Consider the following 23,827-nt stretch of genomic DNA (forward strand, 5'->3'; position numbering starts at 1 on the left):
GTCGCGAGTCTGGGACGCCATGCAGGGCCACCCGCGGCCCCCGGTGTGAGGTGCTGATGAAGACAGCCGTCGCGGATCGGGTCGCCGAGCTCACCGGTGCGCGGGTGCCCTTCGTCCACGCGACCGTCGTCCGCGCGGAGCACCCGACCTCGGCGCGCCCGGGTGACGACGCGATCGTGCTCGCGGACGGATCGATCGAGGGGTTCGTCGGCGGCGTCTGCGCCGAGGGGTCGGTGGTCGCGGCCGCCCTCACCAGCCTCGCCGACGGCCGCGCGGTCCTGCTGCGCGTCGTGCCCACCGAGGCGGATGCCTTTCCGGAGGTGCCGGGCGCGGTGGTGGCGACCAACCCTTGCCTGAGTGGCGGCGCGCTGGAGATCTTCCTGCGACCACAGATCCCGCCGCCGTTGCTCGGCATCTCGGGATCGACTCCGATCGCCGACGCGATCGCCGCCGTCGGTGCCGCGGCCGGCTTCGCCATCGATCGGCTCGACGGGACCAAGCCACCGTCGCCGGGCACGCTGGCGGTCGTGGTGGCAGGGCTCGGCCGGGACGAAACCGGACCACTGCGGGCCGCGCTGGACGCCGGCGTCGGCTTCGTCGGATTGGTTGCCAGTAGCAAGCGTGGTCGTGCGGTGCTGGCCGAGCTCGGACTGACCGACGAGGAGAGCGCGCGGATCCGAACCCCGGCCGGCCTGGATCTGGGCGCGGAGACCCCCGGAGAGATCGCTCTCTCCGTTCTCGCCGATATCGTCCGCTCGGTCCGGCAGGAGGGTCTCGGCCCGGCTCCCGGGCAGACAGCTGTGCCTGCACAGGCCCTTGATCCGGTCTGCGGAATGTCGGTGGTGATCACACCGGACACGCCGCACCTGGACGTCGAAGGCACCACCTACTGGTTCTGCGGAACCGGCTGCCGTGAGGCGCACGCCGCGCAGGTCTCGGGTTGAGCGGCATGTTCGTCACCGGACTCGTGCTCGCCGCGGGTGGGTCGCGTCGGCTGGGCCGGCCGAAGCAGCTCCTCCCCTACCAGGGCACGACACTGCTGGACGCCGTACTGCGCACTGCACGGGACTGTGGGTTCGACCAACTGCTCGTCACCCTCGGCGGTGCCGCCGAGCAAGTCCGTGAAACGGTGGATCTGACCGGGACCGCGGTAGTTCTCAACCCGTCGTACGGGACCGGCTGCTCTTCCTCGATCGTCACCGCACTGGACGCGGTCGATGACCGAGCGGCGGGCATCGTGCTCCTGCTCGGCGACCAGCCCGGAGTCGTCGCCGAGTCGGCCCGCTCGGTGATCCGCCCGGACGCGCCGATCGCTGTCTGCCGGTACCGCGACGGCATCGGCCATCCCTTCTGGTTCGCCCGATCGGTGTTTCCCGACCTCGCGAATCTGCACGGGGACAAGGGGGTCTGGAAGCTCATCGAGTCGGGCCGTCATGCCGCCGTCGAGGTTCCCGTGGACGACGACGTGCCGGCCGACGTGGACACCTGGGCCGACTACGAAAGCCTGCTGGCACAGGGGATCGGGCGATGACGGCGCCGTTCCAGGATCCCGAGGAGGTGGTCACTCGGTTCGACGAGGCCGGGCACCTGCTCGACGAAGGCACCGCCATGGCGTTGTACCTCGCGTCGACCCTCCCCCGGCCGCTGTTGCTCGAAGGCGAGCCAGGGGTCGGGAAGACGACGTCGGCGCTCACGCTGGCGACGGTTCTCGGCACGTCCCTGATCCGGCTGCAGTGCTACGAGGGGCTCACCGCGCGGGAAGCCTTGTACGAATGGAACTACCAGCGTCAGCTGCTCGCGATCCGGCTGGCCGAATCCCGGCACGACCGGCTCGAGGACGCCGATCTGTTCACCGCCGAGTTCCTGATCGAGCGGCCGATCCTGCGCAGTGTGACGGCGACCGGGCCGGTGCCGCCGGTGTTGCTGCTCGACGAGATCGACCGGGCCGACGACGAATTCGAGGCGCTGCTGCTGGAGTTCCTGGGCGAGGCGTCGGTGACGATCCCGGAGCTGGGTACGTTCGCCTCCGCGAGACCGCCGTACGTCGTCCTCACCTCGAACCGGAGCCGCGAGCTGCACGACGCGCTGCGGCGCCGTTGTCTCTACCACTGGATCGAGTTCCCGTCTCCCGACCGAGCGGTCCGGATCGTCCGGCGCCGGATCCCGGCGGCCGCCGAAGCGCTCGTCCGCAGTGTCACCGACTTCGTCGGGCGGGCTCGGGAACTGGATCTCGACAAGCCGCCGGGGCTGGCCGAGACGATCGACTGGGTGGCCGCACTGAGCGCGCTCGGTGTGAGCTCACTCGGTCGCGACAACGCGCTCCGAACCCTGTCGGCGATCGCCAAGTCGCCCGACGACGTGGACGCCATGACCGAACTGTTCGAACCGAGCGAGGGCACAGGATGAAGATCACCCACGAGTTCATCGTGAGCGTACCGCCGGCCGAGGCCTGGGCGGTGCTGACCGATCTCGAGGCGATCGCGCCGTGTATGCCGGGTGCGAGCCTGACCGGGTTCGACGGCGAGACCTACCAGGGCAAGGTCCGGGTCAAGCTCGGACCGGTGATCAGCGACTTCGGCGGCACCGCCCGGTTCACCGCCAAGGACGACGCGACCCACCATGCCGTGATCGATGCCAAAGGCAAGGACTCCCGCGGGGCCGGCAACGCGTCCGCGCGGATCACCGCGGACCTCAGGCCCGATCCGGCCGGCACTGTGGTGAGCGTCGACACCGACCTGACCATCTCCGGCAAGGTCGCCCAGTTCGGCAGCAGCATGATCAAGCAGGTGTCCGAGAAGCTCCTCGGAGAGTTCACCACCTGCCTGGAAGCCAAGCTGGCGGCGGGCGCACTGGGCTCGGGAGCAGAACAAGTGTCCGCACCGCAGCACACCGCGACGAGCGACGGGCACGCTGCTACTCGTCCAGCCAGCACTGTGGCGGAACCGTCGCCGGGCACGACTTCAAGCAGCAGCGAGGAACCAGCTCCGCTCGATCTGATGCAGCTGGCAGGTGGGTCGGTGGCTCGACGGGTGGTGCCGGTCCTCGTGGGCGTCGTGATCGTGGGGGTGGTGATCTACTTCCTTGTCCGATGACGCTGTCCTGTTCCGCGCGGTGGACCGCGCGGCCTTCGCCGTAGCGTTCTCGGAACGGCTACGGCGAGCAGGAGCTGCCGTCGATCTCACCGCGACCGAGATCTTCACCGAGGCGTTGACCGTGATCCCGGCACCCGACCGGCGCCGGTTGTACTGGCTCGGTCGAGTCACCCTGGTTCGCCACCGGCCGGATCTCGACAAGTACGACGCGGTGTTCGCCGCCGTGTTCGCCGACGCGGTCCTCCGGGTCGACCCACAGACCCGGCGCCGACCGCTCGACTCCGCCCTCGAGCGCGCTTCCAGCCCCATCTCGCCACCAACTTCGGCGGTTCAGGACGGTGCAGGTCTGCCGTGGATCACGATGGCCGCAGCCACGGGCCGCGCCGAAGAGGCGAACACCGGTCTCGCTGTCCCCGAACGGCTTCCGAGCGCACTGGCCGGGCTGCGCGACACCCCGTTCGACGTACTCGACCCGGTGCAGTTGGCGGAAGTCGGAGCATGGCTCGAAAGTGCTCGCGAGCGCTGGCCAACCCGTCGTACTCGCCGCTTCGCGACGCGGAGCCGTGGGACGATGATCGATCTCCGGGCCACCATGGCACGCTCACGCAGCACCGGCTGGGAACCGACCGAGCTCGTTCGTACCGGACCTGTCCACAAGCCCCGACGCCTGGTCATGCTGTGCGATGTCAGCCAGTCGATGCAGGCCTTCATCACGCCGTACCTGCATCTGATGCGCGCGGCAACGATGACCGCCGACGCCGAGGTGTTCGCCTTCGGGACCACGTTGACCCGGCTCACCGCCGTACTCGCGCATCGTGATGTCGCGGTGGCCGTCGACCAGGCGACGAAGCTGGTCACGGACCGCTTCGGCGGGACCCGGATCGCTACCAATCTCGGCGCACTGCTGAAGTCGAGGTACGGCGCGCTCGTCCGTGGTGCGGTGGTGATCATCGCCTCCGACGGCTGGGACAGCGACGACCCCGAGCAACTGGCTCGCACCATGGCGCGGCTGGCACGACGAGCCCATCGAGTGATCTGGCTGAACCCGCGAGTCGCCGCACCCGGTTACCAGCCACTCACCGGCGCGCTGGTCGCTGCCCTGCCGTACTGCGATGCTCTGCTCCCCGGCAACACCCTCGACGGCCTCGCCGAGGTGGTCAACTCCACAAGGTGACGTGGATCGACGGCCGGAAATGCCCGATCGTCACCCCCGCTCCTCGCAGCATCGCCTGGGTCGCACGCGGTGTGGTGATGAAACGCGTCAACTCGGCGGCCGCTGGTACGACGGCATGCGCGGGCAGCGTCATCGCGGTCCAGACTCCGCCCATCGTCAGCCCCCGACCGGTGACGATCGTCAGCCGGCCACTCGAGACGTCACCGGCGGCCGCAGACGACAGCGCCACGGCAACTCCCCCGTCACGCTTCGCCTCCTCGATCGCCGCCGCGTGACTTTGGAAGATCCGCTGCCTCGACTCCGGAACCTCCAGCTTGCGCAGCATCGCCGCGACCGCGCCGTCGGTGACCGCCGAGGGTCCCAGCAACCACGTCTGCTCGCGTAGCAGCGCCGGCCGGGCCGGGCCGATCGCCGCGGGGTGCGCACTGCCGGCGACCACGACCAGGCGGTAGTTGAGGAACGGAATCCGCCGGATCGACTCCGGCAGGTCGGCCGGAACAGGGCCCAGGGCAACGTCCACCGCGCGTTCGGACAACAGCGCGGCGAACTCGCGCGGATGGTGCACACTCAGCTCGACGTCCAGGTCGTCGGCCCGGGCGGCGAACAGTTCGATCAGGCCCGGAGCAGCGTGCTCCGCGAACAACGTCGAGGACGCGATCCGCATCAGCCGCCGACCGCGACCGGCCTGGCTGACCTCCTGGATCGTTCGGTTCTGCAGCCCGAGCAGTTCGACGGCGCGGCTGGCGAGCCGCAGTCCGCCGGGAGTGAACGCCAGGCCCGACGCCGTCCTGGTGAAGAGCTGGTCCCCGAGTTCCTTGCGCAGTTGGGCGACGTGCAGCGAGACGGCAGCCTCGGTGACCTGGAGTTCGGCGGCGGCAGCCTTCACCGAACCGAGGCGGACGACCGCAGAGAACGCGCGGAGCTGAGTAGGCGTCATCGTTCCGCCATCGTAGAACCGCGCCCCGCCTTTCGCCCCCGATCGCCACGTGTCGCGCAGCCCCCATCACGATGTGTAACGCCCCTGTGCACCCGACTAACAGCCCTCAGCGCAGCTAACAGCCCTGTCCGGTTGGTCGAACGTCCCCGCCGTACGCACCGGCAAGGTCCTCCCCTGGAACCCAGAACCACCCTTGACCTTCGAAACCGCCGCCACCTTCATCAACACTCTCGTCACAACCACCTAGTGCCGCATCCCCGTGACAATGTCACAGGGATGACTGTCCGCTCGTCTTATGCCGAGACACCGGATCGAGTGGGAAGGCAGTGGGATGAGTGACGGCGATGGGTGGCGGGAGTTGCCCGAGGTGCGGAGCGTGGCCGAACTGGAGCAGCTCGCTAGTCCGGACCCGATCGTGCGCGACAAGGTCGAGAGCCGGCTGAGTGAGGTGCACCGCGAGTGGATCGAAGGCACGCCGCTGGTGTTCATCGCGACGTCCTCGCCGGACGGTCGATGCGACGTATCGCCGAAGGGCGACCCGCCCGGATTCGTGAAGGTGCTGGACGAGGTCACGCTCGCCATCCCGGAACGCTCGGGCAACCGCCGCATGGACGGCTTCCACAACATCCTCGGGAACCCTCATGCCGGGCTGATCTTCGTGATCCCGGGACGGCCCGAGACGCTACGGGTGAACGGCCGGGCCAGGATCGTCACCGACGGACCCTTCTTCGACGACATGGTCGTGCGCTCGCACCGACCCCCCGTGGCGCTCGTCGTAGAGGTCGAGGAAACGTTCTTCCACTGCCCGAAATCCTTCGCCCGCTCCAAAACCTGGAAACCCGACACCTGGAACCCAACAGCCGTCCGCCCGTACGCCGAAATCGCCCGCACCCTCTGGCGCCAAGGCGAGTCCCTGCAGTCAATAGAAGCCCGCAACCGCCCGGAGGTCATCGACGCCCAGCTCTACCCGTCACAGTAAGACCCGGAAACCCAGTCGACCCGCATCCGGAGTTCGGGTCCTCGTCCGCGATTGCCCGGAACCCCAAACGCTCGTACAGAGCCTTCGCCCGATTCGCCTTCAGGACGTCGCTTCCGAAGCTCGCCGCAGCCGCTCAGGAACGAACCAGCGTTCATGGAACTGCCGCTGTACGACGTGGTTCCACGGCCCCCACGTTGATCGGGTACGGGCCTGTTCGGATCGTTGTCCCGGGCAAACAACCGTTCCGTCGCGATCGAACGTCACCGATGCCAGCGAGGCGAACCTGCTGAGCTACTCCGTCGCCGGAGTCGACCTTCTTCCGCCCTGGGTTCCTGAACGTTTCCGTTGCCTAGCTTCCAAATCGGCCGTCCTGGAGTGAATCTCTTTCACCGATTGCCTCGGGCAACCGTTGTCCGTACTCGATCCCGTCCCTGGCACTGGACAAGCACATCCCTGGGCTGTGTACTCACCCGTGTTCGTCGGAGGGAGGTGGTCATGACAGGAATCAGGTTGGACGCAGTGTCCAAGGTGTACGACGGCCAATACCTTGCGGTCGACGGGGTTTCGCTCGAGGTCGCCGCCGGCGAGTTCATGGTGCTCCTCGGGCCATCGGGCTGCGGCAAGACCACCTTGCTCCGGATGATCGCCGGTCTGGAGGAGATCACCGAGGGAGAATTGTGGTTCGACCGCACCAGGACCACAATTCTTCCGCCCCGGGACCGCGGCGTCGCGCTCGTCTTTCAGAACGGCGCCCTGTATCCGAACCGCACGGCGCGCGGAAACATCATGTTCCCGCTGGAGATCGCCGGCGAAGACGCCACCGAAGCGAACGCCAAGGTCAGCGGGCTGGCGAAGATCCTCGGGATCGACACGACTCTCGACCGGCTGCCGAGAACGCTCTCCGGCGGTCAGCGGCAACGGGTCGCGATCGGACGGGCGCTGGTGAGACAGCCGCGGATCTTCCTGATGGACGAGCCGCTGCCCAACCTCGACGCGACCATGCGGACCGAGTTGCGGCAGGAGATCGGGGCGATGGCCCGGGATCTCAACGTCACCACGGTGTACGTCACCCATGATCAGATCGAGGCCCTCACCCTGGCGGACCGGATCGCGATCATGCGCGAAGGCCGGATCGAGGATGTCGGCACGCCCGCCCAGGTCTACAACGACCCGGCCACCGCATTCGTTGCGGGATTCATGGGCAGCCCGCGCATCAACCTGATGTCAGCGACCGTCCGAGTCACCGACCACCATCGCGTCTTCCTCGACTTCGGCATCCAGACGATCTCGCTGTCGCCGATCGACCGCCGGTCGTTGATCCTGAGGCACAACGACGGCCGCCAGGTGATCGTCGGCGCCCGCTCGGACGCGTTCACCCCGGTCGCCGGCGGCGACGCCAACGAACTCTCGGGAACGTTGCGAACGCTCGAGTTCCACGGTCATCAGTGGATCGCGTTCGTCCACTGCGACCTCGAGATGATCAACCCGGACCTGGTCGGCGCAGTCCCGGCACGGCCGACGGCGCCACCTCCGCCATCACCGGCCAGCGGCACACGCACGCGGCATGCGGCTGCCTCTTCGCCCGCACTCGCATCAGCACTGGGAGCGATAGTCAAGGCCGCCTTCCGACGGCGGCCCCCGCAGCCCCCGGCCGAGGAACCTTCCACTCCGGCACATCGCCGGAGCGACCTGGTCATCGAGGTGGGCGCCGCGGACGGTCTCCAGACCGGAGCGACCGTACGGCTGTCCGTCGACACCTCGCGCCTCCACATCTTCGACGAGAGCGGCCGCCGCATCGACCGCATCACCCGCTGATGTCAGCTAAGCGTGGCGGGAAGCTTCCAGGGCGAGGAGGAGTTCGGCGACCGAATGTGGATCGCTCAGCGAGCGCCCGGTGCGTTCCTCGATGCGGCGCAGACGATGGCGGACGGTGTTCGGGTGGCAGTAGAGCTGCTCGCCGGTCTCGGTGGCGGAGCCGTGATGCGTCGACCAGACCGCCAAGGTCTCGAGCAGCACCTCACGGTCGTCGATCGGTAGGTCGTCGAGCCCACCGAGCACCTTCCGGACGAAGTACTGCATCACATCCGGTGCCGCGACCGCCGCCATCGTCAACGGTGACTCGTCGAACAGCGCCACCGGGGAGTCCGGCGTCGAACCCGACAGCGCGACCCGCGCGAACCGCACCGCCTGCCCGGTCCCGTCGAGTTCGTCGTACGGCGGACTGACGCCGACGCGACCGGTCGCGGACTGGCGCAGCAGGTCGATCAGTACGGCGAGACGCCTGGGCGGCACGCCCACCACGCCGATCTGCAGCTCGGGCAACAGTCGCCAGGCAGACGCGAGACCGACAGACCGCAGCCGCTCCTCCACCGCGGTCAGTGCCTGCCGACCGACCTCGGGCACCTCCGCGGCAACGACCACGAACGGTCCCTTGTGCGGCAGCCGCAACAGCTCGGCCGCCTCCCACAACGTGCCGCCGCCGCTCACGCGGCCCTCGAGCAACGCTTCGACCAACGCCGAGCGCTGCTGGTCCTGCTCCAGCATCCGCCGGGACTGCACGTCGCGGTAGGCATCCGTCATCGCGTCGGTGTAGGACGACTGCATCTGCCACAGCCGGCTCGATGCGCGCACCAGGGCCTGGTCGGTGATCCCGGCGGAATGGGCCTCGGTCAGCACCGCGTCCCAGAGGTAGCGCGTGCCGACCCGGTACGCCGCCATCACGTCCGCCAGCGGTGCACCCAGCTCCGCCCGCAGCCGCCCGGTCTCGCGGGCGGACACCGGGTCGGAGCGATCGCCGACCAGTGATTCGAGCATGAAGTCGAAGTTCGCCCCGCAGGACGCCCGCAACTCGGCCGGCGGTACGAGACCGCCGGTGCGGTAGAAGTCGATCTCGCTCTCGATCTGGGCCGCCATGGCCTCGATGAACTCGCCGGCCCGGCCCCGGAGCCGGGCGACAAGATCCTCGATCTCCGAGCTGGCGCGCTCCGTGCTCACCCTCGGAGCATAAGCCCCGGGCCGTTGTTCACGGGCACACTCGCGCGCCCGCCACGTTGGCCGGCGGACCATCGACGCGGGCCGGACCCGGACGGATCGTGGAGTCAGATCCCCCCCGAACCATCCCGGAGCGACACCATGACGAATCTCAGCCTGAACCTGACCGAGTCCGCGGCCATGTACCCGGACCACCCCGCGATCCGGCTGGACGACGACGTCCTGCGCTACGCCGAACTCGATGACGCCGCATCCCGCGTCGTGAGCCTGCGCCGCGAGTACGGCGTGCAGCCCGGTGACCGGGTCGGCCTGATGCTGCCGAACATCCCCGAGTTCGCGATCGTGTTCTACGGAACACTCCGGGCCGGCGGCATCGCCGTACCGATGAATCCGTTGCTGAAGCGGCGCGAGGTCGAGTACTACCTCGCCGACTCGGGCGCCAAGGTGCTGTTCGCCTGGCACGAGATGGCCGCCGAAGCCGAAGCCGGCGCCAAGGCCGCGGGCGCCGAGCTGGTGACGGTGTCACCGGACGAGTTCCGCGCTGTGATCTCGACCCGCGAACCGATCGCCGATCCGGTCAGCAAGGACGGTTCCGACACGGCGGTGATCCTCTACACCTCCGGCACCACCGGCCGGCCGAAGGGCGCCGAGCTGACCCACGCCGGCCTCAACACCAACCAGGCAGTCAGCGCCCGGACGCTGTTCCGGATCGGCCCGGACGATGTGGTGATGGGATGCCTGCCGCTCTTCCATGTGTTCGGACTGACCTGCGGACTCAACACCGCGATCGCCAGCGGCGCGACACTGACCCTCATCCCCCGCTACGCCCCGGCGAAGGCGCTCGAGGTGATCGCCCGCGACGGCGTCACGGTGTACGAGGGCGTGCCCACGATGTACGCCGCCATGCTCGGCGTACCCGAGCGCGAGAAGTACGACGTGAGCACGCTGCGCACCTGCGTGTCCGGCGGGGCGGCCCTTCCGGTCGAGGTGCTACGCGCCTTCGAGGAAGCGTTCGGCTGCATCATCCTGGAGGGCTACGGGCTGTCCGAGACATCTCCGGTCGCCTCGTTCAACCATCCGGACGCGGTCCGCAAGCCCGGGTCGATCGGTACGCCGATCGAGGGCGTGCGGATGCGGGTCGTCGACGACACGCGGCAGCCGCTGCCGGCCGGTGAGATCGGCGAGATCCAGATCGGTGGGCACAACGTGATGAAGGGCTACTGGAACAAGCCCGACGCCACCGCCGCCACGGTCGACGCCGACGGGTGGCTGAGCACCGGCGACCTGGCGCGACAGGACGAGGACGGCTACTTCTTCATCGTCGACCGGAAGAAGGACCTGCTCATCCGTGGCGGCTACAACGTCTATCCCCGCGAGGTCGAGGAGGTCCTCTACGAGCACCCGGCGGTCGCCGAGGCGGCCGTGGTCGGCATCCCGCACGCGTCCCTCGGCGAGGAGATCGGCGCCGCCGTCGCCCTCAAGCCCGGTACGACGGCGACCCCCGAGGAACTGCGGGACTTCGTCAAGACCCGGATCGCGGCGTACAAGTATCCGCGCGCGGTGTGGATTGTCGACAATCTGCCGAAGGGACCCACCGGCAAGATCCAGCGCCGCGACGTCGTCGTACCGGACGGAGTCCTCCGATGAGCACCCACAACGCCCACGCCGACGAGCTCGCCGCCCCGCTCGACCTGCTGCTCACCAGTGCCGCCGTCGGCCCGCTGCGCCGGTTCCTGCCGAACGCCTCCTGGGCCCGGATGACGACCGGCCTGGCTCGCCGGCCGCGGACGGTTGCCGGGCGCGCCACAGACCTGGCCGGCGAGCTCGGCCGGATCGCGATCGGACACTCCGAACGGGCACCTTCCCGCCGCGACCGCCGGTTCGCCGACCCCGCGTGGACCCACAACCCGGTGTTGCGCCGGATCGTGCAGGCCTACCTCGCCGCGGCCGAGACCGCCGGCGCGCTGACCGCGGACGCGCAACTGGAGTGGCGGGACCGGCAACGGATGGGTTTCGTCGTCGACAACCTCGTCGAAGCACTTGCTCCGAGCAACAACCCGCTGGTCAACCCGGTGGCCTGGAAGGCGCTGATCGACACCGCCGGCCTGAGCTCGGTCGCCGGAACCCGCAACCTGGTCCGCGACCTGGCCACGGCACCGCGCGTCCCGAGCATGGTCGAGCCGACGGCGTTCGAGGTCGGCAAGACGGTCGCCGCGACCGCTGGCGCGGTCGTGTTCCGCAACGAGGTCCTGGAGCTGATCCAGTACACCCCGCAGACCCCGAAGGTCCGCGCCGTACCGCTGCTGATCGTGCCGCCGGTGATCAACAAGTACTACGTTGTCGACCTCGCGCCGGGCCGGAGCATGGTCGAGTACTTCGTCCAGCAGGGCCAGCAGGTGTTCACCATCTCGTGGCGGAACCCGGACGCCCGGCACCGCGATTGGAATATCGACACCTATGGCCAGGCAATCATCGACGCGATGGACGCCGTCCAGCGGATCTGCCGTACCGACAGCACGCAGCTGTTTGCCACCTGCTCCGGCGGGATCCTGGCCTCGATGCTGCTCGGTCATCTCGCCGATCGCGGTGAACTCGACCGCGTCGCCGGGTTCACCCTCGCGGTCTCGGTGCTCGACCAGACGCACGCCGGATTCGCATCGGCCGCGCTCGACGAGCGGGTGGCCGCCGCGGCCGTCGCCTCGTCCGCCTCCAGGGGATACCTGGACGGCCGGGCGCTCGCCGAGGTGTTCGCCTGGTTGCGCCCGACCGATCTGATCTGGAGTTACTGGGTCAACAACTACCTGCAGGGACGGCCACCGGCGGCGTTCGACGTGCTGTTCTGGAACGCCGACACCACCCGGATGACCGCTGCGCTGCACCGCGGCTTCGTCGAGTTGGCGATGACGAACGCGCTGACCCAGCCGGGTCAGGCGACCATGCTCGGGTCCGCGATCGACCTCGGGAAGATCGGCACCCCGTCGTACGTGATCGCCGGCATCTCCGATCACATCTGCCCGTGGCAGGCCTGCTATCGCAGTACCCAGTTGCTCGGCGGGGAGAGCCGGTTCGTGTTGTCCACGGCCGGGCACATCGCCTCGATGGTGAATCCGCCCGGCAATCCGAAGGCGACGTACCAGCTCAACGAGGCCAACCCACCGGATCCTGACGAGTGGTTGCGCACAGCAACGACAGACCAGGGATCTTGGTGGCCCGACTATGCGGACTGGTTGGGCCGGCGGAGCGGTCGGATGAAGGCCGCGCCCGAGAGTCTCGGCGGTGGCGGGCTGGAGCCGCTCGAACCCGCGCCCGGCAGCTATGTCCGGGAGACGTGACGTGGAGATGCTGACCGCCGCCGGGAGACGGATCCGGTACGACGTACGCCCGGGGGACGTACGACGTACGCCGCTGCTGCTGTGCTGCGGGATCGGCGCCGGGTTCGAGGTACTGCAGCCGGTGGTCGACGAGCTCGACCGGACGGTGATCCGGTTCGACGTCCCCGGCGTCGGCGGCTCGCAGACCGGGCTGCTCCCGGACGGCATCCCCCGACTCGCGTGGATGGTCGACCGGATGCTGTCGCAGCTCGGGTACGACGAGGTCGACGTACTGGGACTGTCGTGGGGTGGCGCGCTCGCGCAACAACTCGCTGTCCAGCACCGGCGGCGGGTCCGTCGCCTGGTTCTGGTGAGCACCGGCACGGGCGTCCTGATGGTGCCCGGACGGCCGAGCACGCTGCTGCGGATGCTCACGCCGCGGCGCTTCGGCGATCCCGAGTACGCCGCCGGAATCGCCGGCGCCATCTACGGCGGCAGCGCCCGGAAGCACGCTGGGGAGATCCGGGCGGTCTTCGAGAACCAGGTGCGGGCCGGATCGCTGCGCGGCTACCTGTACCAACTCGCGGCCGGGGCCTGCTGGACCAGCCTGCCGTTCCTCGGCCTGATCCGGCAGCCGACGCTCGTACTGACCGGCGACGACGACCCGATCATCCCGGTGGTCAACGGGCGGATCCTCGCCCGGCTGATCCCGCACGCCGAGTTGCACATCTACCGCGGCGGGCATGTCGAGCTCGTCACCGAGGCACCCGCCCTGGTGCCCGTCATCACTCGATTCCTGTCTAACTAAGGGGGAACCATGACCACCGACCCGATCGATTTCTACGGCCTCGAACTGCTACTGGACAACCACGATCGCGAGCTCCTTCATGCCGTCCGCGAGTTCGGCGACAAGCAGGTGGCGCCGATCATCAACGACTACTGGAACCGGGCCGCGTTCCCGTTCGAACTCGTCCCGGCGCTGCGTGACCTTGGGATCGCCGGTACTCCGTACACCGGGTACGGCTGCCCCGGGCGGAGCTTCCTGCTCGACGGCCTGATCTCGATGGAGCTCAGTACGGCGGACCCGTCGATCGCCACGTTCTTCGGCGTCCACAGCGGGCTCTCGATGGGATCGATCTATCTGTGCGGCTCCGAGGAGCAGAAGGAACGCTGGCTGCCGGCGATGGCCCGGCTGGAGAAGATCGGTGCGTTCGGCCTCACCGAGCCCGGGGTCGGATCCGGCGCCTCACGCGGTCTCCAGACCACCGCCCGGCGCGAGGGCAACACGTGGGTGCTGGACGGGCAGAAGAAGTGGATCGGCAACGCGACCTTCGCCGACCTCACGGTGATCTGGGCCCGTGACGTCGAGGACGGACAGGTGAAGGGCTTCGTGGTCGAGAAGGACACACCGGGATTCACGACCACGAAGCTCGAGGACAAGATGGCGCTGCGCGTCGTACAGAACGCGCTCATCACGCTGGACGGCGTACGGGTGCCGGAGACGAACCGCCTGGCGGGCGCTCAGTCCTTCCGCGACACGGCCAAAGTCTTGCTGATGACCCGCGCCGGTGTCGCGTGGATGGCGGTCGGATGCGCGCGCGGCGCCTACCGTCATGCGCTTGCCTACGCAGGTGAGCGCGAGCAGTTCGGCCGGCAGATCGCGTCGTTCCAGCTCGTCCAGGACCTGCTCGTCCGGATGCTCGCCAACACCACCGCGTCCGCAACCCTCTGCACCCGTCTCTCCCAGTTGCAGGACGCCGGTCTCGCGTACGACGAACACGCCTCGCTCGCCAAGGCCTTCTGCACCGTCCGCATGCGCGAAACCGTCGGCTACGCCCGCGAACTCCTCGGCGGCAACGGCATCCTCCTCGAACACAACGTGGCCCGCTACGTCGCCGACGCCGAAGCCATCTACTCCTACGAAGGCACCCGCGAGATGAACACCCTCATCGTCGGCCGCTCCATCACCGGCCAATCGGCGTTCGTCTGAAATGACCGCTCATCATGGTGAGTCGGAGCTCTTCAGGTTGTTGGCTAGTTCTGTGCGGGTTCGGACCGAGAATTTGCGATAGATCCGGGTCAGGTTGGCTTCCACGGTCTTGACGGACATGAAGAGTTCCGCGGCGGTCTCCTGGTTCGAGCGGCCGGCCGCGACGAGCTCGGCGACTCGGCGTTCTGTTGCTGTGAGCAACTTCGTTGTGGGTTGCAGGCCGATCCGGCCGGCTGCAAGGCGGGCACGCTCCGCCCATCGCGGTACGCCCAGCTCGTCGAAGGCTTCTGCGGCCGTGGTCAGCTGCTCGTCGGCCATGCTTCGGTACCCGGCGCGACGACAGACCTGTCCCAGCGCCAGCCGGGTCCGGGCCGCTTCGAACGGACACTCGGATCCCTTCCGATCAACGAGTTTGCGAAGCTCGGATAACGCGTTGTCGATCTCCCCGCGAGCGGCACTCAACAGTGCCTGGCAACGGTCCGCCGCGACGGCCGCTTCGGGCCGGCCGGCCGCTGCCTGACGTCGGAGCAGGGAGATGGCCTTCGCGACCTCGTCCAGTGCGCCGACCTGCAGAGCCGCGTCGGCATAGTCGACCGGCCACAGCAGTTGCTCCAGGTCGACCAGCTTGGTACTCGCGAAGATCTGCGCAAGCTCACGCAAGGGCACGAGGGCCGCTCGCCAGTCCCCGGCAGAAGTCTCGATGAACCCAAGCTGTGCCAGGAAGCCACCCAGCCAGTAGACCAGCCCGCTCGCTCTCGCTTGATCGGCCGCCGCCTGCGCCAACACACGAGCCTCGTCCAGCTCTCCCGCGTACTCCGTGACCAGAACCCGAGCCATGGCTTCTTGGCGGCCAAAGCCGCTCACCCAGGCACCCATGCGATCCGCCTCGTCCAGAGCCGCCCGGGCTTCGCGGACCTTGGAGGCGCGGATGAGGTTCAGAATCAGACAGATGTAGAGGCCCGACAGCTCTCCGTACCGCCCGCCGTCGATGGTCCGCACGATGCCATCGCGGGTGCGTCTCTCGGCGGACTCGTCGTTCCAGGGCGCATGAAAGCCGTGAGCCCAGGCCCACTCCGCCGGAGACAGTTCCAGCAACGAAGTCTCGACCAGTCGGTCGATCTCGCTCAACGTCTCGCTGGGATCGCCGATCCCCCAGAGCCGCTGGACACCTTGGAGTTGGTTCAACGCGACGATCTGAATATCCGGACGGTTCACCGCAGCCGCCTCGCGGACAGCCATCTGGTCCAGCCGCAGCGCGAGCCTGCCGTGGCCTTCCATGCGGTGGTACTCGCTGAGTTCCTGCAGGATCTCGGCGCGGCTCTCACTGCCAGGCGGCGTCATCCGGAACGCCTGCTCGGCGAGCACTCGAGCCCCAGTCAGGTCGTCGGCCAGCCGAGCACGCCGTACCAGCACTTGGGCTTGCTGCTGCGGTTCGTCGGCCAAAGCCGACCCCTTGTCCAGTGCAGCACGTGCGGCCAAGGGATCGCCGGCGCCGGCATAGGTGTCCACGGCCCGGAGCCAGCGAGCAAAGCCGACGGCGGTGTCCACATCGGAAGGGGTTGCCAGAGCCGCGCCTTCCAGCAGTTCACCGGCCAGTTGCAGTGCGCCACGGCTCCGGGAGGTCTCGGCGGCCCGTTCCAGCTCACTCGCCACCCTTTCGTCGGGAGCGGTGATCGACGTGGAGCGATGGCGTGCGCGCTCGACCGGATCCTCGAGTTTTTCGGCAAGGACCCGGTGCGCATGACGTCGTTCTTCCGGCGTGGCAACGTCGTACATGGCCGAGGCCAGCAGCGGGTGCGTGAACGCGACCACCGACCCGGCGCCGACCTTCGCCACGTCAGCATCACCGGCGGCTTCGAGGGCCGACCGAAGCCGAGTCTCCTCGACGAACCGCTGCAACTGCGTCACTGTGAGCCGTCCCGCCGCGGACACCAGCAGCAGAACGTCGCGAGCGCCCCGCGGAAGCAGTCCGACCTTCTCGCAGAGAAGTCCGGTGAGGCTCGGTGGGACCGGGAAAATCGGATCGTGGCCCTGCTGCGCGCTCCACCGCCACTTCGAGACATCGGACTGCATGGCTTGCGCGATCATCAGGGCGAGGAACGGGTTCCCTCCGCTCGCCCTGGCCACTCCGGCACTCATCGGCGGAGTCCATCGCGGCCCAAGACGCTTCCGCAGCAACTGACCGATCGCCCACTCCGGCAAGGCACCGAGGATGAGCTCCCGGCGCGGCTCCACCAAGGACCGGATCAGGTCGCCTCCGGAGTCCGGATCGGGTCGCGATGCGATGAGGACACTCAAGCGCCGCGAGTCGGTGTTCCGCAGCGCGAACCCGAGGCTGCCGACGCTCGCCTGATCGAGCCACTGCAGATCGTCGATCACGAGCAGGATCGGCTCGGCCTCGCACAGCTGGGTCAGGAGGGTGCGGATCGCCAACGGCACCGCCAAGGCGTCGACCTCGCGGTCATCGGGTTCCGTGCGCTGCAGAGCAACGGCCAGCGCGCGGCGCTGCGGCGCCGGCAGCCGATCCTCCGCTGACTCCGGACACTGACTCACCAGCTCGGCCAGTCCCGCGAACGGCAACCCGAGGTCGAACTGCGTGGGCGTGACGGACAGCACCCTCCGCCCCCGCCGCTGCGCCAGCTGGTCCGCGACCTTCAGCAGACTGCTCTTGCCGACACCCGGCTCGCCGATCGCGACCACGCTGCCACCGTGTTCCAAGAGGTCGCCAATGACCCGTACGGCGTCCTCGCGACCGTACAACCCGTAGGCAGCCGCCGATACCTCGTCCACCAGGTCATCATCCGGCACCCCGCTCCTTCGATCGAGGGTCGGGCCGGACCCGATCGAGGGTTTCCCCTGCTGCGATGAGAGCGATCCCATCCGTAGCGTCGCCGCCGTACCCAACATTTCGAGGAGGAAGCAATGACCGCAACGACACTGCCGACCGTCCTACTCATCCACGGCGGCTTCGTCGACGGCTCCGGCTGGCGAGGTGTGTACGACCGTCTCCGTGCCCAGGGTCACCGGGTGGCCGTCGTACAGAACCCGACCATGTCACTCGAAGGCGACGTGGCCGCGACCAAGCAGGTGCTCGACGAACTCGACGGCCCGGCGATCCTCGTCGGACACTCGTACGGCGGAGTCGTCGTCACCGAGACCGGCAGCGACCCGCGCGTCGCCGGGCTCGTCTACATCGCGGCGTTCGCTCCGGACAAGGGCGAGTCCGTCAACACCCTCATCGCCAACCCGGCACCCGGCGCACCGGTTCCGCCGATTCTGCCGCCTCGCGACGGCTACCTCTACCTGGACCGCGACAAGTTCCACGACTCGTTCGCCGGCGACCTGCCCGCCGACGAGGCAGCCTTCATGGCCGACTCCCAGGTTCCGTGGGGCGTCAACGCTCTCGACGGCACCGTCACCGAACCCGGCTGGCGCTCCAAGCCGAGCTGGTACTTGGTCGCCGCCGACGACCGGATGATCCCACCGCCGGCCCAGCGCCAGATGGCCCAGCGCACCGGCGCAACGGTCCGCGAGGTCCCCGGCAGCCACTCGGTCTACGTCTCCCAGCCCCAAGCGGTCGCCGACCTCATCCACTCCGCGATCGAGTCCCTCACCTGATCTAGCCGCTCGGGCGGCCCGCGTCGATGAACTTCTTGATGTGGGGAAGTTGGCCAGGGTCGATGGTGTGGCCGCCTGAGAACGGCAGCAGTTCGACGTCGGCGTCGCGTCGGCGGAGTTGCTCGGTCAGTCTGCTGGTCTGTTCGGCTGTCGCCATCGGGTCGCTGTCGCCGTTGACGATGAGCACTCGCTTGCCAGCGAGCGCGTGGTCCCTGGGTTCGTCCTTGGCGAAGGGGACCATCGCGGCCAGCAGTACGGCGCCGGCGAGCGACTCGGGGTGGCGGAGGAGCAGCGCGGAGGCCATGTTGGCACCGTTGGAGAAGCCGACCGCCAGCCAGGAGCCGGCGGTCACGTCGTACTTCTGCTCTGCGGCGGTGAGGAAGGCGGCGAGCTCGTCGGCGCGCAGCCGAATGTCGTCCTCGTCGAACACGCCCTCGCCGAGCCTGCGGAAGAAGCGTGCCATCCCCTGCTCCGACACGGTCCCTCGAGGCGACAGCACCGGTGCGTCGGGCGCCAGGTGCTGCCGCAGTATGAGGAGGTCGTGCTCGTCGCCACCCGTACCATGCAGCAACAGGAGCGGCGGCGCGGACGAGCCCGGCTGCCAGACGTGCGGCCGCCGCAGCGGGTCCTCGCTCATGAGTCGGCTTTGTCCGGCTGCGGTGGTACGCGCAGGGCCGGCAACGAGGCTTGGATCTGCTCGCGGTTCGGTTCGAGCCAGGGTGGAAGCTTCAAGTGCTGCCCGAGTTCCAGCAGCGGTTCGTCCACAGTGAAGCCTGGCTGGTCGGTCGCGATCTCCAGCAGCACCCCGCCCGGTTCACGGAAGTAGATGGAGGTGAAGTACTGCCGGTCGAGGATCTCGGTGACCTGTACGCCGGCCTCGATCAGTTCCATCCGCCACTTTGCCTGGGTCTCGCCGTCGGGTGCCCGGAACGCGATGTGGTGGACCGTTCCGGCCGCCTGGACTCCGCGAGACACGTTGCTGGGCCGAACGTCTACAGCCGTACCCTCGGCTCCGCCGGACATCACGAACCGTGACCCATCGGTGGTGTCCTGGCCGTGCTGCATCCCCAGCATGCCTGCGAGCATCTCGGCCGTCGGATCGAGCAGCTGCTCCGTCATGGTGACCGAGAAGAGCCCCCGGATCGCGTTGTCGAACGGTATGGCCGCAACACCGTCCCAACCGGACCGGCTGTCGCCGTCGGACGCGACCAACTCGATCACCAAGCCGTCGGGATCGCGCAGTCTCAAGACCTCCTCGTCGGAGCTAGCGACCGGCTCGTCCGCGTCGACTCCAAGTGTCTGCAGCCGCTGCTGCCACCAGCCGAGAGACTCCGGCGGGACACTGAAAGCGGTTGCTGTGGTCAGGCCGGTCCCCTGCACGCCGTTCGGCGCTCCCGGCCAAGGAAAGAACGTCAACAGAGTCGACGGCCGACCCGAGGCATCCCCGTAGTACAGGTGATAGGTATCCGGAGCGTCGAAGTTGACCGTCCGCTTCACCAGCCGCAACCCCAGCACCGTGGTGTAGAAGTCCACGTTGCGCTGCGGATCCTCCGCAATAGCAGTCACGTGATGCAACCCATGCGGCGCAACCGAGTCAACCATCGCTCATCCCTCTCAGCCCGAGGACGGCATCGCCCCGCCCCTCCTCGACACTACGACCGCACGTCACCCACCACCACGCACCAACAACACCAAATTGGGGCTTAGAAGGTGATTGAAGTGAAGGCTCGGGTTTGGTCGATGAGGGCGCGCTCTACTGGGAGGCGCTCCAGAGAGGACGCGCCGTAGAACCCGTGAACTCCGGTGGTCTTGCGCAGGACGTACTCGGCGTCGCTCGGCTCGGCGACCGGGCCGCCGTGCACCAGCACGATGACGTCGTCCCGGACGGAACGCGCGGCCTCGGACCATTCGTTGCTCAGTTGGACGCAGTCGTCGAGGCTGCGAGAGGTCTCAGCTCCGATCTGTCCACCGGTTGTCAGGCCCATGTGGCACACGATCAGGTCGGCGCCCGCACCGGCCATCGCGATCGCATCCTCACCGGAGAAGACGTACGGCGTGGTCAGCAGGTCCCGCTCGGCCGCGAGCCTGATCAGCTCGACCTCCCGCTGGTAGCCCATGCCGGTCTCCTCGAGATTGAGCCTGAACGTGCCGTCGATCAGTCCCACGGTCGGGAAGTTCTGTACGCCGGAGTATCCGGCCGCGATCAACTGATCCAGGAAGGTCGCGGGCTGGTAGAACGGATCGGTAGCGTTGACGCCGGCCAGTACCGGCGTCCGCTCGACGACGGTGACGATCTCGCCGGCCATCTCGAGCACGATCTCGTTCGCGTTGCCGTAGGCGAGCAGCCCGGCCAGCGAGCCACGACCCGCCATCCGGAAGCGGCCTGAGTTGTAGACGATGATCAGATCGATCCCCCCGGCCTCCTCGCACTTGGCGGACAGACCCGTTCCGGCCCCGCCGCCGACGATCGGCTCGTGCCGCTCCACCTTGCCGCGCAGCCGCCGCAGGATGTCCTGGCGCTCGATTCGACCCATGCTCGATCTCCCTCGTGATCTCGTGCCGTTACCGGGTGGATATCGCCGTATGCAGCCGCTGCACCATGGCGTCGGCGAACTCCACGGCGTTGATGTCGCTGTTCAGCTCGATCAGGTCCACGTCGCTGTCACGCAATCCCGCCCGGACTGCGTCGAACAGCTCCTGGTCGGCGGCCGAGTCGTAGAACGGACCGCCCTTCACCGCGATCGCCGAGATGCCGTCCAGCGGCAGGAAGACAGTGGCGGCTCCGACCGACTGGCGGACCTTCGCGGCCAGTTGCCTGCCCAGCTCCCGGCACTCTTCGGGTGTCGTCCGCATCAGCGTTGTCGTGGCGTTGTGCTGATAGGTCAGGCGACCCGCGAAGCGTTCGGGCACGCTCTCCGGGGGTCCGAAGTTGACCATGTCCAAGGCACCGAGCGAGACCACCGCGGGAGTGCCGGTGCGGGCCGCGGCGCACAGCCGGTCCGGTCCGGCATCGAAGATGCCGCCGACGAGATGATCCGCAAGCTCGGTCGTGGTGACGTCGAGAACCCCGGCCAGCATGCCATTCGACACCAACGACTCCAGCGTGCGCCCGCCGGCGCCGGTCATGTGGAAGACGAGGACCTCGTACCCCAGCGCCTCCAGTTGTTCCCGCGCCCGGGTGACACAGGGGGTCGTGACGCCGAACATGCTTGCCGCCACCAACGGCTTCTCGTCGCTCCGGGACTGGATCGGCGCAGCGGTCACCATGCCGGCCATCGCCGCGGCGGCGTTGCCGAGGACCCGGGTGGAGATCCGGTTCAGTCCGGCCACATCGACGACGCTCGGGACCAGGATCAGATCCGTCTCACCGACGTACGGCGAATTGTCCCCGGCAGCGGCCGTGGAGACGATCAGCTTGGGGACACCGAGCGGCAGTGGCCGGAACGCGGCGGCCGCCAGCGAGGTTCCGCCCGTACCTCCCAAGGCCATCGCTCCCTGTAGCCTGCCGTCACCGTACAACTGCTCGACGACTCGTGCCGCGCCGCGCGACATCGCCTGGACGGCGGCTCCGCGATCGCCCGCGGAGGCCAGTCGCTCGAGATCCTCGCCGGCAACCCTGGCGACGTGATAGCGATCGATCTGCGGGACGAAGCCCGGCTCCCCTAGTACTCCGCAGTCGATCATGATCACCTCGACTCCGAGATCGCGGAGTCGTTCGGCGACGAACTGATATTCGGAGCTCTTGGTGTCGAGCGTGCCTACGAGTGCGACGGCGGCCATGGTCTCCTCCCGAAAAAGTTCAGTCCCATGATGGAGGACCGGTATGAAGCCAACGAGAGCCAATTCCCCTCGAATGGTCACTCCGCTGAATGTCCATCAGATGGTGCGCCTGATGGGACAGTGGGGACTGGGGGAAGGTGCCCTGCACACTCAGCTGGCAAGTCATCTGCGCATGCTCGTGGTCTCCGGCAGGCTTGCCGCCGGGGTCCGGCTGCCGTCGGAGCGGTCGCTGGCCGAAGCCCTCGACGTGAGCCGCAACACCGTCGGAGCAGCGTTCGACGAGCTTCGCGGCGACGGCATCCTGACTAGCCGCCGCGGTGACGGCACCTACGTCAGCTCGGCCCGGCAGTTCCTCGGCATCCGCGGCGACGACCGTTTCGAGTCATTCCTGGCGACGACGGACGGCATCGGCTCGCGGATCGATCTGCGCAGCGCCGCGCTCCCCGGGCTCCGCCTGGTCGTCGACGCGGCGTCGATCGTCGGCCCCGAGCTCGCACCTCTCGTCGAGTCGCACGGGTACCTTCCCGAGGGGTTGCCCGCGCTGCGGGTCGAGGTCGCCGGCTACTACAGCTCGATCGGCCTGCCCACCACGCCGGATCAGATCCTGATCACCTCCGGTGCTCAACAGGCGATGCGGATGGCCGCCGTGTCGATGCTGGAGCCGGGATCGGTCGCGCTGGTGGAGGAGCCGTCGTTCCGTGGCGCGATCGAGGTACTCCGCGCGGCCGGCGCCCGCCTGGAGCCGATCCGGCGAGGACCGCATGGCATCGAGACAGCCGAGTTGACCGCGGCGGTACGCCGTACCAAGCCGAAACTCCTGGTGATGCAGTCCACAGTGCACAATCCGACCGGGTCGGTGATGAACGCCGGCCGACGGCGGCAACTCGCCCTCACCGCAACGACGCTCGGACTCACCGTGCTGGATGACACGACGCTGGCCGATGCGATGATCGACGGTCCGCCGGCGACTCCGATGGCCGCTTGGGGACCTGGCGTGATCACGGTCGGTTCGGTCAGCAAGTCGTTCTGGGGCGGCCTGCGCGTGGGATGGTTGCGGGCCGACCCGGCCACGGTCGCGTCACTGGCCTCGATCAAGGCAGGCGAAGACCTCGGTACGTCGCTGCTCGCACAGGTGACCACCGCCCGGTTGCTCCCGCGGATCGACGAGGCGAGGGCCGAGCGCAGCAGGGTTCTGGGCGCTGCTCGTGATCTCGTGCTCACCTCGCTCGCGGAGCATCTCCCGGAGTGGGAGCCGGTGGTTCCGGCCGGTGGAGCTTCGCTGTGGGTCCGGTTGCCGGCTCCGGTCGCGACCAGTCTCGTGCAACGCGCCGAGCGGCTCGGGGTGCAGTTGCTTCCCGGTCCGACCTTCAGCTGCATCGATGCGTTCGACGATCACCTGCGCATCGGGTTCGCGGCCGATCACGGCCAACTGCTGGCCGGGGTGGGTGCCCTGGCCGAGGCCTGGCGGATCGTCGGCCACCGCGCCTGAACGCCCACGAGTGCCGAATTGGCACTGTCCCCGTTCGCGTCCTGCTCCCAGGATTGCAGGACAACGAAACCGGACAGTGAACAACAGGAGGCACATCGTGGGCCGTGGTGGACTGACGCCTGCCGGCGAGGTCGTCGTCGAACCCCAGGTGTGGGGCAAGCTGGAATGGATGGTGTCGGGGGCCATCGGCAACTCCGACACCATGACGATCGGTCGCTGCACGATCGAGCCCGGCCGGCAGAATCCTCCGCACTATCACCCGAACTGCGACGAGGTACTGCACGTCCTCAGCGGGACGATCGACCACCGGCTGGGCGACACGCAGTTGCCGATGTCGGCGGGCGACACCATTTCGATCCCGGCCGGCACGGTTCACAACGCGCGCAACGTCGGCGCGGAGCCGGCGGTCATGGTGATCGCGTTCTCGACCCCTGACCGGAAGGTCGTCGGCGAGTAGCCGGGTAGG

At 68.3% G+C, this 23,827-nt stretch carries 21 protein-coding genes; 14 read left to right on the forward strand and 7 right to left on the reverse strand.

Going from position 1 to position 23,827, the window contains the following annotated elements:
- Positions 1-56 precede the first annotated feature (56 nt).
- From AB0E63_RS36515 to AB0E63_RS36535, 5 genes are read left to right on the forward strand one after another with little or no spacing between them, the layout of a single operon-like run.
- Complete coding sequence (locus AB0E63_RS36515; protein ID WP_360376377.1) at positions 57-944, forward strand: XdhC family protein; 888 nt, start codon at positions 57-59, stop codon at positions 942-944.
- Between the two features lie 5 nt (positions 945-949).
- A complete protein-coding gene (locus tag AB0E63_RS36520) occupies positions 950-1,531 on the forward strand; it encodes a nucleotidyltransferase family protein (RefSeq protein ID WP_360376379.1) in 582 nt (193 codons plus the stop codon).
- Positions 1,528-2,406 (forward strand): MoxR family ATPase, encoded by an 879-nt coding sequence (locus AB0E63_RS36525; RefSeq protein ID WP_360376382.1) that lies wholly within the window; start codon positions 1,528-1,530, stop codon positions 2,404-2,406. The genes AB0E63_RS36520 and AB0E63_RS36525 overlap by 4 nt, the downstream gene beginning before the upstream one ends.
- Positions 2,403-3,092: an SRPBCC family protein gene (locus AB0E63_RS36530; RefSeq protein WP_360376385.1), complete on the forward strand. Its 690-nt coding sequence runs from the start codon at positions 2,403-2,405 to the stop codon at positions 3,090-3,092. Before AB0E63_RS36525 ends, AB0E63_RS36530 begins: the two co-directional genes overlap by 4 nt.
- Positions 3,082-4,266 carry a VWA domain-containing protein gene (locus AB0E63_RS36535; RefSeq protein WP_360376387.1) on the forward strand — a complete coding sequence of 395 codons (1,185 nt, stop codon included), beginning with the start codon at positions 3,082-3,084 and terminating at the stop codon, positions 4,264-4,266. Before AB0E63_RS36530 ends, AB0E63_RS36535 begins: the two co-directional genes overlap by 11 nt.
- On the opposite strand, the gene AB0E63_RS36540 is transcribed toward AB0E63_RS36535, so the two are convergent.
- Complete coding sequence (locus tag AB0E63_RS36540; protein WP_360376390.1) at positions 4,250-5,203, reverse strand: LysR family transcriptional regulator; 954 nt, start codon at positions 5,201-5,203, stop codon at positions 4,250-4,252. The two genes, AB0E63_RS36535 and AB0E63_RS36540, sit on opposite strands and share 17 nt — an antisense overlap.
- Positions 5,204-5,534: 331 nt before the next feature.
- On the opposite strand from AB0E63_RS36540, the gene AB0E63_RS36545 reads away from it, so the two are divergent.
- Positions 5,535-6,182 (forward strand): MSMEG_1061 family FMN-dependent PPOX-type flavoprotein, encoded by a 648-nt coding sequence (locus AB0E63_RS36545; protein ID WP_360376393.1) that lies wholly within the window; start codon positions 5,535-5,537, stop codon positions 6,180-6,182.
- Positions 6,183-6,677: 495 nt separating this feature from the next.
- On the forward strand, positions 6,678-7,997 hold the full coding sequence (locus AB0E63_RS36550; protein ID WP_360376396.1) for an ABC transporter ATP-binding protein: 1,320 nt from the start codon (positions 6,678-6,680) through the stop codon (positions 7,995-7,997).
- A gap of 6 nt (positions 7,998-8,003) precedes the next feature.
- Here the strand turns inward: AB0E63_RS36550 and AB0E63_RS36555 are convergent, their stop codons facing one another.
- Positions 8,004-9,176: a helix-turn-helix domain-containing protein gene (locus AB0E63_RS36555; RefSeq protein ID WP_360376399.1), complete on the reverse strand. Its 1,173-nt coding sequence runs from the start codon at positions 9,174-9,176 to the stop codon at positions 8,004-8,006.
- A 138-nt stretch (positions 9,177-9,314) separates the two neighbouring features.
- Between AB0E63_RS36555 and AB0E63_RS36560 the strand changes: the two genes are divergently transcribed.
- From AB0E63_RS36560 to AB0E63_RS36575, 4 genes are read left to right on the forward strand one after another with little or no spacing between them, the layout of a single operon-like run.
- A complete protein-coding gene (locus tag AB0E63_RS36560) occupies positions 9,315-10,820 on the forward strand; it encodes a long-chain fatty acid--CoA ligase (RefSeq protein WP_360376401.1) in 1,506 nt (501 codons plus the stop codon).
- Positions 10,817-12,505, forward strand: coding sequence for an alpha/beta fold hydrolase (locus AB0E63_RS36565; protein ID WP_360376403.1), 1,689 nt, complete (start codon positions 10,817-10,819; stop codon positions 12,503-12,505). The genes AB0E63_RS36560 and AB0E63_RS36565 overlap by 4 nt, the downstream gene beginning before the upstream one ends.
- Before the next feature lie 7 nt (positions 12,506-12,512).
- Positions 12,513-13,292 (forward strand): poly(3-hydroxyalkanoate) depolymerase, encoded by a 780-nt coding sequence (phaZ, locus tag AB0E63_RS36570; protein ID WP_360376484.1) that lies wholly within the window; start codon positions 12,513-12,515, stop codon positions 13,290-13,292.
- A 9-nt stretch (positions 13,293-13,301) separates the two neighbouring features.
- The gene (locus AB0E63_RS36575) at positions 13,302-14,474 is read left to right on the forward strand and encodes an acyl-CoA dehydrogenase family protein (RefSeq protein WP_360376405.1); all 1,173 of its coding nucleotides are present in this window, start codon (positions 13,302-13,304) and stop codon (positions 14,472-14,474) included.
- 12 nt (positions 14,475-14,486) lie between these two features.
- On the opposite strand, the gene AB0E63_RS36580 is transcribed toward AB0E63_RS36575, so the two are convergent.
- Positions 14,487-17,282: an AAA family ATPase gene (locus AB0E63_RS36580; RefSeq protein WP_360376407.1), complete on the reverse strand. Its 2,796-nt coding sequence runs from the start codon at positions 17,280-17,282 to the stop codon at positions 14,487-14,489.
- A gap of 114 nt (positions 17,283-17,396) precedes the next feature.
- Here AB0E63_RS36580 and AB0E63_RS36585 point away from each other — a divergent pair, with 114 nt between their 5' ends.
- Entirely contained in the window at positions 17,397-18,092 is a 696-nt protein-coding gene (locus AB0E63_RS36585) for an alpha/beta hydrolase (protein ID WP_360376410.1), read from the forward strand.
- 1 nt (position 18,093) lies between these two features.
- Here AB0E63_RS36585 and AB0E63_RS36590 read toward each other — a convergent pair whose 3' ends face one another.
- The 4 genes from AB0E63_RS36590 to AB0E63_RS36605 form a co-directional block, all read right to left on the reverse strand.
- Positions 18,094-18,729, reverse strand: a complete 636-nt coding sequence (locus tag AB0E63_RS36590) for an alpha/beta hydrolase (protein WP_360376412.1) — start codon at positions 18,727-18,729, stop codon at positions 18,094-18,096.
- Positions 18,726-19,694, reverse strand: coding sequence for a ring-cleaving dioxygenase (locus AB0E63_RS36595; protein WP_360376414.1), 969 nt, complete (start codon positions 19,692-19,694; stop codon positions 18,726-18,728). Before AB0E63_RS36595 ends, AB0E63_RS36590 begins: the two co-directional genes overlap by 4 nt.
- Positions 19,695-19,795: 101 nt before the next feature.
- Entirely contained in the window at positions 19,796-20,626 is an 831-nt protein-coding gene (locus tag AB0E63_RS36600; RefSeq protein WP_360376416.1) for a phosphoenolpyruvate hydrolase family protein, read from the reverse strand.
- A gap of 28 nt (positions 20,627-20,654) precedes the next feature.
- A complete protein-coding gene (locus tag AB0E63_RS36605; RefSeq protein ID WP_360376419.1) occupies positions 20,655-21,872 on the reverse strand; it encodes a Tm-1-like ATP-binding domain-containing protein in 1,218 nt (405 codons plus the stop codon).
- 112 nt (positions 21,873-21,984) lie between these two features.
- On the opposite strand from AB0E63_RS36605, the gene AB0E63_RS36610 reads away from it, so the two are divergent.
- Both AB0E63_RS36610 and AB0E63_RS36615 read left to right on the forward strand, forming a co-directional pair.
- Entirely contained in the window at positions 21,985-23,361 is a 1,377-nt protein-coding gene (locus tag AB0E63_RS36610) for a PLP-dependent aminotransferase family protein (protein ID WP_360376421.1), read from the forward strand.
- Positions 23,362-23,458: 97 nt separating this feature from the next.
- Positions 23,459-23,818: a cupin domain-containing protein gene (locus AB0E63_RS36615; RefSeq protein WP_360376424.1), complete on the forward strand. Its 360-nt coding sequence runs from the start codon at positions 23,459-23,461 to the stop codon at positions 23,816-23,818.
- The last annotated feature ends 9 nt before the right edge of the window (positions 23,819-23,827 follow it).

Origin of the sequence: Kribbella sp. NPDC026596 (assembly GCF_040638415.1) — a bacterium.
Lineage (GTDB): Bacteria > Actinomycetota > Actinomycetes > Propionibacteriales > Kribbellaceae > Kribbella.

Bases quoted from the DNA above. Each gene is read 5' to 3' on its own strand.
- AB0E63_RS36515 (WP_360376377.1), top strand. From the start codon at position 57: ATGAAGACAGCCGTCGCGGATCGGGTCGCCGAGCTCACCGGTGCGCGG.
- AB0E63_RS36520 (WP_360376379.1), top strand. From the start codon at position 950: ATGTTCGTCACCGGACTCGTGCTCGCCGCGGGTGGGTCGCGTCGGCTG.
- AB0E63_RS36525 (WP_360376382.1), top strand. From the start codon at position 1,528: ATGACGGCGCCGTTCCAGGATCCCGAGGAGGTGGTCACTCGGTTCGAC.
- AB0E63_RS36530 (WP_360376385.1), top strand. From the start codon at position 2,403: ATGAAGATCACCCACGAGTTCATCGTGAGCGTACCGCCGGCCGAGGCC.
- AB0E63_RS36540 (WP_360376390.1), bottom strand. From the start codon at position 5,203: ATGACGCCTACTCAGCTCCGCGCGTTCTCTGCGGTCGTCCGCCTCGGT.
- AB0E63_RS36545 (WP_360376393.1), top strand. From the start codon at position 5,535: ATGAGTGACGGCGATGGGTGGCGGGAGTTGCCCGAGGTGCGGAGCGTG.
- AB0E63_RS36550 (WP_360376396.1), top strand. From the start codon at position 6,678: ATGACAGGAATCAGGTTGGACGCAGTGTCCAAGGTGTACGACGGCCAA.
- AB0E63_RS36560 (WP_360376401.1), top strand. From the start codon at position 9,315: ATGACGAATCTCAGCCTGAACCTGACCGAGTCCGCGGCCATGTACCCG.
- AB0E63_RS36565 (WP_360376403.1), top strand. From the start codon at position 10,817: ATGAGCACCCACAACGCCCACGCCGACGAGCTCGCCGCCCCGCTCGAC.
- phaZ (WP_360376484.1), top strand. From the start codon at position 12,513: ATGCTGACCGCCGCCGGGAGACGGATCCGGTACGACGTACGCCCGGGG.
- AB0E63_RS36575 (WP_360376405.1), top strand. From the start codon at position 13,302: ATGACCACCGACCCGATCGATTTCTACGGCCTCGAACTGCTACTGGAC.
- AB0E63_RS36585 (WP_360376410.1), top strand. From the start codon at position 17,397: ATGACCGCAACGACACTGCCGACCGTCCTACTCATCCACGGCGGCTTC.
- AB0E63_RS36590 (WP_360376412.1), bottom strand. From the start codon at position 18,729: ATGAGCGAGGACCCGCTGCGGCGGCCGCACGTCTGGCAGCCGGGCTCG.
- AB0E63_RS36595 (WP_360376414.1), bottom strand. From the start codon at position 19,694: ATGGTTGACTCGGTTGCGCCGCATGGGTTGCATCACGTGACTGCTATT.
- AB0E63_RS36600 (WP_360376416.1), bottom strand. From the start codon at position 20,626: ATGGGTCGAATCGAGCGCCAGGACATCCTGCGGCGGCTGCGCGGCAAG.
- AB0E63_RS36605 (WP_360376419.1), bottom strand. From the start codon at position 21,872: ATGGCCGCCGTCGCACTCGTAGGCACGCTCGACACCAAGAGCTCCGAA.
- AB0E63_RS36610 (WP_360376421.1), top strand. From the start codon at position 21,985: ATGGGACAGTGGGGACTGGGGGAAGGTGCCCTGCACACTCAGCTGGCA.